The organism is Streptomyces sp. NBC_00286 (assembly GCF_036173125.1).
In the GTDB taxonomy this organism is placed as follows: domain Bacteria; phylum Actinomycetota; class Actinomycetes; order Streptomycetales; family Streptomycetaceae; genus Streptomyces.
This window is the reverse complement of record NZ_CP108054.1, coordinates 6,631,230-6,644,731: the sequence shown is the minus strand read 5'-3', so window position 1 is coordinate 6,644,731 and position 13,502 is coordinate 6,631,230. Positions and strand designations below refer to the sequence as shown.

At 69.1% G+C, this 13,502-nt stretch carries 1 protein-coding gene and 1 pseudogene (both cut by a window edge); both read right to left on the bottom strand.

What is annotated here, in order from left to right; translation table 11 throughout:
• Positions 1-1,891: pseudogene (locus OHT21_RS30490) on the bottom strand (non-ribosomal peptide synthase/polyketide synthase) (its annotated part extends 36,320 nt beyond the left edge of the window); the annotation flags it as partial.
• A protein-coding gene (locus OHT21_RS30485; RefSeq protein ID WP_328771481.1) for a non-ribosomal peptide synthase/polyketide synthase crosses the window boundary here: on the bottom strand, positions 1,891-13,502 show its 3' end. The gene runs 13,543 nt beyond the window's last position; 11,612 of the gene's 25,155 nt are visible here — the last part of the coding sequence; the start codon falls outside the window, past its right edge; it ends in the stop codon at positions 1,891-1,893. The gene OHT21_RS30485 and the pseudogene OHT21_RS30490, both read right to left, overlap by 1 nt.

The window sequence follows — 13,502 nt, the reverse complement described above, 5'->3', positions numbered from 1 at the left end:
CACCCTTCGGCCGCCCCGTCGAACCCGACGTATAAATCACATACGCCACATCCGACGACCCCACCTCCACCGCGGCAACCGGCCCGGCAGGAGCGGAAAGGTCCAGGTCCGCTTCGTCGACCAACAGGACATCCGCGTCATGCTCCGGAAGCCGCTCCACCAACTCGCCGTGGGTGACCAGCAGCTGCGCGCCGCTGTCCGTCAGCATGAAGCGCAGCCGGCCGGCCGGATACTCCGGATCCAGCGGCACGAAAGCCGCACCCGCCTTCAGCACCGCCAGCCACACCACCGGCACATCCACCGACCGCCGCAAACACACACCGACCAGCGAACCCGCACCCACACCACGCGACCGCAACACCCACGCCAACCGGTCCGCCCGCGCCACCAACTCCCCATACGACAACGTGACATCGCCGAAACGGACCGCCACCCCGTCCCCGGGCTGAGCGGACACCCACTCATGCACCAGACCCGGCCGAACCTCCACAGCCGTGTCGTTCCACCCCACCACCAGACGATCACGCTCATCGTCAGAAAGCACCGACAGGTGGGAGACCGTGGTGTCCGGGACGTCCACGAGGCGACTCAAAAGCCGTACATAGGCGTCGGCCAGCCGGGTGATGGCGGCGGGTTCGAAGCGGCCCCGGTCGTAGAACAGGTCGAGCGCCAGGCCCTTGCCCGGAACGATCGCCGCGGTGAGCGGGTAGTTGGTGTGCGCCTGGGCGCCCTTCGAGACGAACTCCAGCCCGATGGACTCCTCGTTGTCCGGGGCGGCGCCGAGCGGGTAGTTCTCGTAGGCGAACAGCGACTCGAACAGTGGTTCTCCGCCGGGGACGTCGGCCCAGCCTCGTATCGCATCGAGGGACGTGTGCTCGAAGTCCCGGGCCGCCGCCTGTTCCCTCTGCAGCCGGGCCAGCAGGTCCGGGACCCTTTCGTCCTCGTCGATGCGTACCCGTACCGGCAGGGTGTTGATGAAGAGCCCCACCATGCTCTCGACGCCGGGCAGCTCGGCCGGACGTCCGGAGACGGTGGCACCGAACACCACGTCGTGCTCACCGCTGATCCTGGTGAGCAGCAGCGCCCATGCGGCCTGAGCCACGGTGTTCGCCGTCAGTCGGTGGCTCTGCGGGAGGGCTGCCAGGCGGTCGGCGACCTCTTGGGGGATGGAAAGGCGGTGTCCTGCCCTGCCCTCGGCGACGTCCTCTGCACGTTGGGAGCGGTCCAGGCCCAACGGAGTCGCGGTGTCGAAGCCGGCGAGTGCTCCACGCCAGTACTCCTCGGCCGCCGCGAGGTCGCGGCCGCGAAGCCAGGCGACATAGTCCCGGTAGGGGCGGGAGACCGGGGGCCTGACGTCGGTGGCGCCGCTCTTCAGCTCCCCGTAGCGGCTGAAGATCTCGCCGAGAAGCGTCGCGGAGCTCCAGCCGTCGAGGAGGAGGTGGTGGAAGCTCCACACCAGGACGTGGGACTCGTCGCCCGTGCGCACCAAGTGCAGCCGCATCAGCGGGGCGGTCTGCGGGTCGAAGCCGCGTGCGCGGTCGGCCGCGAGCAGGTCGGCCAGCCGCTGCTCCTGCTCCCGCGCGGTCGCCCCTCGGAGGTCGTCGGTCGCGAACGGCAGGGTGATGCCCTGCCGGATCACGTGGAGCGGTTCGCCCTCGTCGCTGACGATCGAGGTGCGCAGTACGGCGTGCCGGTCCAGCGCCTCCTGCCAGGCGCGTCGCAGCAGCTCGGCGTCCAGGTCGCCGCGGAGTTCCCATTGCAGCTGCTCGAAGTACATCCCGGACTCGGGGTCGAGCATCGTGTGGAAGAGCAGCCCCTGCTGCAGCGGTGACAGAGGATAGACGTCCTCGATGTCGCCTGCGGGCGTGCCGGCCGAGAAGTTGCCGTCCATCATTTCCCCTCCTGCGCCCGGAATCGCCTGGCGACCCGATTGAGCTTCTTGGTGGACAGCGACGCCATCGGGAAGTCCGACGAGGTGTAGCCGCCCGCTTCAGGACTCGTGCAATGCGCGATCACGGCGCGCAGGTTGTTCAGGAAGAGGCCGGACATCTTCGAGATCGAGGCTTCTTCGTGGAGGTCGCGCGAGTAGGTCCACCGGAAGGTGATGACCCCCTCGCTGACCACGCCGTTGATTTCGAGCACATGGAACCGCCGGGTATCACCCAGCGCCTTGACGGAGCTCGCCTGCGAACCGAAGAGCACGCCGTCGTCGGTCATCACCGGGGACAGATGCCGCTCGCCTCCGCCCGGGGCGTCGAGTCGGCCGAGGTAGTTGAAACTGATCCGGGTGGGCAGGTCAGCCAGGTCGTGGGTCAGGCCGTAGCCGACACCCCGGCGCGGGACCTCGCGCAGCTGTTCCTTGATCCTCTTGAGCGCCTCGCCCGGAGCGGTGCGTCCCGGCATCAGCGCGACGGGGAACAGGGAGGTGAACCAGCCGACCGTGCGGGAGACGTCGACGTCGTCGAACAACTCCTCACGGCCATGGCCCTCCAGCGCCACCGTGACCGACTCCTGCCCGGTCCACTCGACCAGGGTCTGGGCGAGCGCGGTCAGCAGCACGTCGTTGATCTGGGTGCGGTATGCCGCGGGGACATCGTTCAGCAGGGCCCTGGTCTCTTCGGCGGTCAGGCTCGCCGTGACCGTCTCCGCGGAGGCCAGCGTGTTGCGGCCCGTGGGGTGGTCGACGGGGAGCTCGGTGACCGGGACGGCGTTCCAGTAGGCGTTCTCGTTCTCGTCGGCTGCGTCCCGCAACCGGTTGGCCCATTGTTTGAACGAGGTCGTCTTGAGCCCGAGATCGACCTTCCGGCCGTCGGCGGCCGCGCCGTAGGCGGCGGCCAGGTCTTCCAGCAGGATCCGCCAGGACACCCCGTCGACAGCCATGTGGTGGACGGTCACCAGCAGCCGGTCGTCGGGCTGCAGCACAAACCGCGCGATGGGACCCTCGACGAGGTCGAGGCTTGCCTGGACCTCGTCGACGGTGCGTCCGCCGGCGTCCTCCAGGCCCTGGCCGTCTGGCTCGGCGAACCACAGGCGGGTGCCGTCCGAGCGCAGACGCAGCGCATCGTGCTGGACCAGCACCGCGTCGACCGCGGCGGCCAGCGCTTCGCGGTCGAGGCCCGCGGCATCCAGCAGCACCGACTGGTTGTAGTGGTCACGGTCGGAGAGATCGAGACGGTAGAACCAGGTCTGTATCGGGGTGAGGGGCGCTTCGCCCGTCACCACGCCCTGTTCGGCCTGGACGGCCTCCACTCCCGCGACGGTCGCCAGGTCGGCGACGCTCGGGTGGTCGAACACCAGCTTGGGGGTGATGCCGACACCCCTCGCGCGGGCACGCGCCACGACCTGGATGGACAGGATGGAGTCGCCGCCCAACTCGAAGAAGTTGTCGTGGACGCCGACCCGGTCGACACCCAGCACCTCGGCCCACACCTCGGCCAGAATGTGTTCCGCCCTGTCCCGCGGCGATTCGTAGTCCGCGTGCACCACCTCGGGCGCGGGTAGCGCCCTGCGGTCGGTCTTGCCGCTGGGGGTGCGCGGGAAGGACTCCATGACCAGGTACGTCGCGGGAACCATGTGCTCCGGCAGGCTCAGGGCCAGAGCCTCACGCAGGGCGGCGTTGTCGACCGCTTCAGCACCTGCCTGGATCACGTACGCCACGAGCCGGCCGTCGCGGACGGTGACGGCGGCGTCCCGGATACCGGGGTGGCGGGTGAGGGCGGCCTCGATCTCGCCCAACTCGACCCGGAAGCCCCGCAGTTTCACCTGGTCGTCCGCGCGGTCGATGTACTCCAACGTGCCATCCGCCAGCCGGCGCACCAGGTCACCGGTCCGATACAACCGGCCCCCCGGCACCCGGGCGAACGGATCCGCCACGAAGCGTTGCGCGGTCAGACCCGGCCGGCCCAGATAGCCACGCGTCACACCATGACCACCCACGAACAGCTCACCGGCGACACCGACCGGAACCGGTTCCATCCGCCCGTCCAGCACATACAGCCGGGTATTGGGCAACGGACGACCGATCGGCACACTCACCGCCGTCACCGGCCCGTCCACCGGCATCACCGACACACACACCGTGCCCTCAGTCGGCCCGTACGCATTGACGAACCGAGCCTGCGGGAACTTCCCGGCCAGCTGCGGCGAGCACTTCTCACCCCCCGCGATCACCACCCGCACACCCGGCAGCTCATCGACCACCGACAGCACCGACGGCGGCAGCATCACATGCGAGATCCCCTCCGCCACGACCTGACCCACCAGCTCATCGGCGGCAAACCCATGCCCGCGCCGGCTCAGACACAGTGCACCACCCCAGGCCAGCGCCATGAACGTCTCCCACACCGCACCGTCGAAACTCGGCGAGGAGAACTGCAGCACCCGCGCATCCGGGCCCAGATTGAAGTCGGCACCCGCCGCAGCGATCAGGTTCGCCAGACCCCCGTGCTCGACCAGCACACCCTTCGGCCGCCCCGTCGAACCCGACGTATAGATCACATACGCCACATCCGACGACCCCACCTCCACCGCGGCAACCGGCCCGGCAGGAGTGGACAGGTCCAGGTCCGCTTCGTCGACCAGCAGGACGTCCGCGTCATGCTCCGGGAGCCGGTCCACCAGCTCGCCGTGGGTGACCAGCAGCTGCGCGCCGCTGTCCGTCAGCATGAAGCGCAGCCGGCCGGCCGGATACTCCGGATCCAGCGGCACGAAAGCCGCACCCGCCTTCAGCACCGCCAGCCACACCACCGGCACATCCACCGACCGCCGCAAACACACACCGACCAGCGAACCCGCACCCACACCACGCGACCGCAACACCCACGCCAACCGGTCCGCCCGCGCCACCAACTCCCCATACGACAACGTGACATCGCCGAAACGGACCGCCACCCCGTCCCCGGGCTGAGCGGACACCCACTCATGCACCAGACCCGGCCGAACCTCCACAGCCGTGTCGTTCCACCCCACCACCAGACGAGCACGCTCATCGTCAGAAAGCACCGACAGCTCATCGACCGGAACATCCGGCGCGGCCACCAACTGCTCCAGCAGCCGCTCATACGCACCCGCCAGCCACTCGACCGCCCCGGCATCGAACCGACGCGGATCGAACAACAGCTGCAACGCCATCCGTTCACCCGGCATGACCACCGCGGTCAGCGGATAGTTCGTGTGCTCCCGCACCCCCGCCGGAACAACCCGCACCCCATCCGACGAACCCGTACCGCTCTGGCCCAGCGGATAGTTCTCGAACACGAACAACGACTCGAACAACGGCTCACCGGCCGCCACATCACTCCACCGCTGCACATCCGCCAACGGCGCATAGTCGAACCGCCGCAACTCCGCCTGATCCCGGTGCACCCGCTCCACCAGATCCAGCACCGAACCGTCACCCGTCTGAACGCGCACCGGGAGCGTGTTGATGAACAGACCCACCATGCCCTCGACACCCGCAAGATCAGCCGGCCGACCGGACACCGTCGTCCCGAACACCACATCCCGCTCACCACTGACCCGCGCCAGCAACAACGCCCACGCCGCCTGCACCACCGCATTCACCGTCACCCGACGCGAACGCGCCAACACCGACAACGCCGAGGTGATCGAGTCCTTGATGACCGTGGTGTGAACCGTCGGCTCGGTGGCGGCGTCCTCGGTGGCCACTACGCGGTCGATGCCCAGGGGCGTCGACTCGGTGAAGTCGGCCAGGGCCCCACGCCAGTACGTCTCCGCGGCATCAGCGTCCTGCTCGTCCAGCCATCCGATGAACTCCCGATACGGGGGCACCGGACGCACCACGTCACCGAACACCTGGCCGAGCAGCGCACTGACACTCCACCCGTCGAGCAGGACGTGGTGGAACGACCACACCAACACGTGGGCGTCGGGAGCGTTCCGCACAAGGTGCATCCGCATCAGCGGCGGCGCACTCAAGTCGAAGCCACGGACACGGTCCGCGTCGAGCAGGTCCCGCAACCAGGCCTCCTGCTCCGTCTCCGGCAGTCCCGAGACGTCATGGAACTCGAACGGAACGTCCTGGCTCCGGCGCACCACCTGAAGCGGCCGGTCGCCCTGGTCCCAGACGAACGACGTGCGCAGGACCGGATGTGCGTCCAGAACGCCCTGCCACGCGGACCGCAGTGTGTGCCTGTCCAGGTCGCCTTCGAGCCGCCAGTGGATCTGCTCGACATACAGGCCGGAGTCGGGCTCGGCCAGCGCATGGAACAACATGCCCTGCTGCAGCGGCGACAGCGGATACACGTCCTCGACCTGGCGATCGCCGCCCACCAGCCGGTCCAGCGACGCCTGGTCCAAGCGTGCCAGCGGCACGTCCGACGGAGTCAGGCCACCGGCCTCCTCGGTCAGGCAATGCTCGATCAACTCCCGCAACCGGATCAGGAACTCGTCCGCCAGCCCCTCGACCGTCACCCGCTCATAGAGGTTGGCGGAGTACGTCCATACGAGGCTCAATCTGCCGTCGGTCACGGCACCGTTCACATCGATCAGATGGGGACGGGTACCGTGGCCCGCCACGTTCTCGCCGGCGGGTTCCTCCAGGCGGCTGAAGAGGCCGTCGCCACCGGTACCGCTGTCGAGTTGTCCGAGGTAGTTGAAGGACAGGCCGGCGGGCAGGGCGGTCAGGTCGTGGGTCAGGCCGTAGCCGACACCACGACGCGGGACGGCGCGGAGCTGCTCCTTGACCGCCTTCAGCGACGCACCAGGACCATCGGCGCCCGGGGTGAGCGCGACCGGGAAGAGAGAAGTGAACCAGCCGACGGTGCGGGAGACGTCGACGTCGTCGAACAACTCCTCACGGCCGTGGCCCTCCAGCGCGACGGTCACGGTGTCCTGGCCGGTCCAGCCGGCCAGGGTCTGCGCGAGCGCCGTCAGCAGAACGTCGTTGATCTGCGTCCGGTACGCCGCCGGCACCTCGGTCAGCAGCGCCCGGGTCTCGGCCTCGTCCAACTCGAGCGTGATCGTCTCGCCGGACGCGACCGTGTTCTCACCCTTGGGGTGATCGACGGGCAGGGCAGTGGTAGGGACGGTGTCCCAGTACGCGTCCTCCGCCGGGTCATTGGCCTGCTGGAGGCGCTTCGCCCACTCCTTGAACGAGGTGGTCTTGGGAGCCGGCGGCGCCCCTTCGTAGGCGGTGGCCAGGTCTTCGAGCAGGAGCCGCCAGGAGACTCCGTCGACGGCCATGTGGTGGACGGTCACCAGCAGCCGGTCCTCGGACAGCAACACGAACCGGGCCACCGGGCCGTTCACCAGGTCCAGGCTCGCCTGGACGTCGTCCGCGGTGCGGCCGTCCGCGTCCTCCAGGCCCTGGCCGTCGGGCTCGGCGAACCACTGACGGGTGCCGTCCGAGCGCAGACGCAGCGCGTCGTGGTGGGTGAACAGGGTCCGGACGGCAGTGTCGAGCGCCTGTCGGTCCACGCCGGTCACGTCGAGCAGGACCGACTGGTTGAAGTGGTTCCGCTCCGGCAGGTCCAGGCCGTAGAACCACGACTGGATGGGCGTCAGCGGTGCCTCGCCGGTGACGAGGCCCTGCTCCGCCTGGACGGACTCCACCCCGGCAACCGACGCCAGGGCACCGACCGTGGGGTGGTCGAACACCAGCTTCGGAGTGATCCCCACACCCCTCGCTCGGGCACGCGCCACGACCTGGATCGACAGGATCGAATCCCCGCCCAGCTCGAAGAAGTTGTCGTGCACGCCGACCCGGTCGACACCCAGCACCTCGGCCCACACCTCGGCCAGGACCGCCTCGGTCTCGGCCCGGGGGGCAACGAACTCGGCGTGCACGGCCTCAGGGGCAGGAAGCGCCCGACGATCCAGCTTCCCGCTCGGAGTCAGCGGCAGTTTCTCCAGCACCATGACGACGGCCGGAACCATGTACTCCGGCAGGCTCCGGGCTGTGAACTCCCGCAACTCCTCCGGGTCAGCCGTCTGACCACCGGCCGGGGTGACGTAGGCGATGAGTCGCTGGTCGTGGACCATCACCACCGCGTCGCGGACCGCGGGGTGTACGGCCACAGCGGCCTCGACCTCGCCCGGCTCGATCCGGAAACCACGCAACTTCACCTGATCGTCGACACGGCCGACGAACTCCAGCACACCCTGAGCCGTCCACCGCACCACATCACCGGTCCGGTACAACCTGCCGCCACCGAACGGGCTGGTCAAAAACCGCTCAGCGGTCAGCTCCGGACGGTTCAGATAACCCCGCGCCACACCCGGGCCACCGATGAACAACTCCCCCGCCACACCGACCGGAACCGGCTCCATCCGCCCGTCCAACACGAACACCGAGGTGTTACCGATCGGCCGGCCGATCGGCACCGACACCGTCCCCTCCGCCAGCGGAGGAACCACATACGTGCAAGCGAAGGTGGTCGTCTCGGTCGGGCCGTAGCCGTTGACCACCTGCAGGCCGGGTACCGCCTGCTGTGCCGCCCGCACGTGGCGGACGGACAGGGCCTCACCACCGACCAGAATCCGATCGAGGCCGGTCAGCACCGAGGGATCCTCGTCCACCACGGCGTTGAACAGGGAGGCAGTCAGCCACAGGTTCCGCACCCCGTGACCGGAGATCAGGCCCGCGAGTTCGGACACGCCCACCACACCGGGCGGGGCGACCACGAGCCGGCCACCGTGGATCAGCGCACCCCACAGCTCGAACGTCGAGGCGTCGAACGCCAAGGGCGCCAGCAGCAGTTGCGTACTGTCCGGACCGAACCCGGCGTAGGTCTGACCCCACACCAGCCGCACCACCGACCGGTGCTCAACCACCACACCCTTCGGCCTGCCCGTCGAACCCGACGTGAACATCACATACGCGACGTCGTCCGGAGCCACCGCCACACCCGGATCGGATGCCGGGCCGGACACCTCCTCGAGCAGCACCACCTCTGCGAACCGGTCCCGGTACGCCGCCTGCGTGACCACCAGCCGCACATCGGCGTCGGCCAGCATGAACTCGACACGGTCCGCCGGATAGCCCGGATCCAGCGGCACATAACCGGCCCCGACCTTCCACACGCCGAGCAGGACCGCGGGAACTTCGGCACTGCGGTCCAGGCAGACCCCGACCAGCGAACCCGGCTCCACACCCGCCGCGATCAGCGCATGCGCCACCTGATTCGCACGGGCATCCAGGTCCGCGTAGGAGACGGACGTCTCGCCGAACTCCACCGCCACGGCGTCCGGACGCAGATGCGCCTGTTCGGACACCAGCTCATGCACGGGCCGGCCCGGCAGGTCGACGGCGGTCGCATTCCACTGCGTAAGGAGCCGCTCCCGCTCACCCTCGGCCAGCACCGACAGGCTCTCCACCAACGCGTCCGACGGAGCACCGGCGATCTGCTCCAGCAGGCCGACGTACGCGTCGATCAGGCGCCGAACCGGAGCTTCCGCGAAGCGGGAGCGGTCGTAGAAGACCTCGACTCCGAGGCTTTCCCGCGGGACCATCACGACCGTCAGTGCGTAGTTGGTGTGCTCGCGCAAGCCCAGCGGTGTCACGGACGCGTCTTTGCCGAACGGCTCGTCGAGCGGGTAGTTCTCGAAGACGAACAGGGAGTCGAACAACGACCCGCCCGCCGGGATCTCGCTCCACCGCTGCACATCGGCCAGCGGACTGAACTCGAACTCGCGCGACGCCACCTGATCGTCCTGAACCCGCTGCAGCAGATCCACGACCGTCGCCCGCTCATCCACCCGCACCCGCACCGGCAGGGTGTTGATGAACAGACCCACCATCTCCTCGACACCGTCGAGGCCCGCCGGACGACCCGACACCGTCGTGCCGAACACCACATCCGCACCACCGCCGAACCGCGACAGCACCAGACCCCAAGCAGCCTGCGCCACCGAGTTCACCGTCACCCGCGCCGCCCGCGCCACCGAACCCAGACCGGCCGCGGCCCCAGCCGACAACACCGCGCCCACCCGGCCCGGCTCGGCGCCCGCGACACCAGGCCCGTCCTCGGGCAGGGCCGTCCGTGTCTCGAAGCCGGCCAGCGCTTCCCTCCAGTACGCCTCCGCGGCACCCAGGTCCTGTTCACCGAGCCAGCCGATGAACTCCCGGTACGGACGCACCGGTCCGGGCACCGCACCGGACTCGTACTCCGCGAACACCTCACCCAGCAGCGCGGTCGCACTCCACCCGTCCAGCAGGACGTGATGGAAACTCCACACCAGGTGGTACTGCGAGTCGTCCGTGCGCAGCACACGCACCCGCGTCAACGGCGCGGTCCGGAAGTCGAACCCCTCGACTCGGTCCTGCTCGAGCAGCCGAGCAATGTGGGCTTCCCTGTCGTCGACGGCCATGTCCGACACGTCGTGGTACTCGCACGGGACGGAGACATCGGCCCGGACGACCTGCAGCGGCCGCGGCACGCCCTCCCACACGAACCCGGTGCGCAGAATGGGGTGGCGGGCGGCGGCCGACCGCCATGCGGCCTGGAACCCGTCGACGTCGAGCGGTCCGTCCAGTCGCCAGTGGATCTGCTCGACGTACATGCCCGAGTCGGGCTCGGCCAGCGCGTGGAACAGCATGCCCTGCTGCAGCGGCGACAGCGGGTACACGTCCTCGACCTGACGGTCGCCGGCCACCAGCCGGTCCAGCGCCGCCTGATCCAGACCCGCCAGCGGCACGTCCGACGGCGTCAGGCCACCGGCCTCCTCGGTCAGGCAATGCTCGATCAGCGCCCTCAGCCGGACGACGAACTCCTCGGCCAGACCCTCGACCGTCGCGCGGTCGTGCAAGGTGGACGAGTACGTCCAGTCCAGGCTCAGCAGGCCGTCGGCCACCGAGCCGTTGATCTCGACCGCGAAGGCTCGGCGACCTGCCGGGGCATACTCCTTGCCCCGGTCCTCGCCGACCGGCGTGAGATCGGCCGTGGCCACGCCCACGTCCAGTTGCCCGAGGTAGTTGAACGACAGGCCGGTGGACAGGGCGGTCAGGTCGTGGGTCAGGCCGTAACCGACACCACGGCGCGGGACGGCGCGGAGCTGTTCCTTGACCGCCTTCAGCGCCGAGCCCGGGCCGCGGTCGCCCGGAGTGAGCACGACGGGGAACAACGAGGTGAACCAGCCGACCGTGCGCGAGACGTCGACGTCGTCGAACAATTCCTCACGGCCGTGGCCCTCCAGTGCGACCGAGACGGTCTCCTGGCCCGTCCACGCCGCCAGGGTCTGCGCGAGCGCGGTCAGCAGAACGTCGTTGATCTGCGTCCGGTACACCGCCGGCACCTGCGTCAGCAGCGCCCGCGTCTCGTCCTCGTCCAGCGCGACGCTGACCGTCTCGGCAGACGCGATGGTGTTGTCCCCGCCCATGTGATCGGCAGGGAGGGCAACGGCGGGCACGGTGTCCCAGTACGTGTCCTCCGCCGGGTCACCTGCCTCCTCAAGACGCGTCGCCCACTCCTTGAACGACGTCGTCTTCGCCGGCAGCGGCGCGCCCGCGCAGGCGACGGCCAGGTCTTCGAGCAGGATCCGCCAGGAGACGGCGTCGACGGCCATGTGGTGGACGACGATCAGCAGCCGGTCCCCGGACAGCAGCACGAACCGGGCCACCGGGCCGTTCACCAGGTCCAGACTCGCCTGGACCTCGTCCGCCGTCCGGCCGTCCGCGTCCTCCAGGCCCTGGCCGTCGGGCTCCGCGAACCACAACCGCGAGCCGTCCGACCGCAGACGCAACGCGTCATGGTGGACGAGCAGCGTCCGAACCGCCGCGTCGAGGGCAACAGGGTCCACGTCGGTCACATCGAGCAGCACGGACTGGTTGAAGTGGTTCCGCTCCGGCGATTCCAGGCCGTAGAACCAGTACTGGATCGGAGTCAGCGGCGCCTCACCCGTCACCACACCCTGCTCGGCCTCGACGGTCTCCACGCCGGCGACCGAGGCCAGCTCCCTGACCGTGGGGTGATCGAACACCAGCTTCGGCGTGAGGCCCACACCCCGCGTCCTGGCGCGGGCCACGACCTGGATCGACAGGATGGAGTCGCCGCCCAGTTCGAAGAAGTTGTCGTGGACGCCGACCCGGTCGACACCCAGCACCTCTGCCCACACCTCGGCCAGTGCCTGTTCGGTGAGGTCGCGCGGCGCCGCATAGCCGGTCTCCAGGCCCAGCCGTCCGGTGTCCGGGTCGGGCAGGGCGCGGCGGTCCAGCTTCCCGCTGGGCGTCAGCGGCAGTTGCTCCAGGACCACGAACACCGACGGGACCATGTACTCCGGCAGGCTCTGCCCCAGGAACTCCCGCAGCTCGGCGATCCCCGGCACTCGGTCCGCCGCCGGGGTCAGGTAGGCGACGAGGCGACCCTCTCGCACGATGACGACGGGGTCGGCCACGCTCGGGTGAGCGGCCAGTGCGGCTTCGATCTCACCGGGCTCGATACGGAAACCGCGCACCTTCACCTGATGGTCGGCCCGGCCCAGGTACTCAAGCGTCCCGTCCGCATGCCAGCGTCCCAGGTCACCCGAACGGTACAACCGCTCACCCGCACCCGCGCCGAACGGGTCCGCGACGAACCGCTCAGCGGTCAGACCCGGCCGACCCAGATAACCACGGGCCACACCAAGGCCGCCCACACAGATCTCACCCGCGACACCGACCGGCACCGGCTCCAGCCGGTCGTCCAGCACATACACCCGCACATTCGGAATACCCCGGCCCACCAACGGCCGCGACTCACCGTCCGGCACGTCCGCCCACGTGACGTGCACCGTCGTCTCCGTGATGCCGAACATGTTCACCAGACGCGGACCGGCGGAACCCGCCTCGGCGAACCACTCCCTCACATGTCCGACCTCCAGCGCTTCCCCGCCGAAGACGATCCACCGCAGGTTCGAGGACGCCATCCGGCCCGAGTGCACCGCCGCCCGGGCCACCTGAGCGAACATCGACGGCGTCTGGTTCAACACCGTCACACCCTCGCCCACCAGCAGATCCCACAACCCCTCAGGCGAACGAGTCAGCGCACGCGGCACCACCACCACACGCCCACCCGACACCAACGCGCCCCACAACTCCCACACCGAGAAGTCAAACGCGTAGGAATGGAACAACGACCACACATCACCCGGCCCGAACCCGAACCGCTCCCGCGTCCCCGCCAGCAGATTCACCACATTCCGGTGCTCGACCAGCACACCCTTCGGCCGCCCCGTCGAACCCGACGTGTAGATCACATACGCCACATCACCCGGCGCAACCTCAACCCCCAACGGCGCACCGGACTCCGCCCCCACCCCGGCCTCACCGTCGACGACGAACACCTCGCCGTCAAAGCCCGCCAGCTCCGGCAGACGCTCCACGAACTCGTCCTCGATCAGGAGCAGTCCGGCACCCGAATCGGCCAGCATGAACGCCAGACGATCCGCCGGATACTCCGGATCCAGCGGCACATACCCCGCACCCGCCTTCAACACCGCCAGCAGAACGACCGGCAACCGCTCCGAACGCCCCACACACACGCCCACCAACGAACCCGCACCCACAC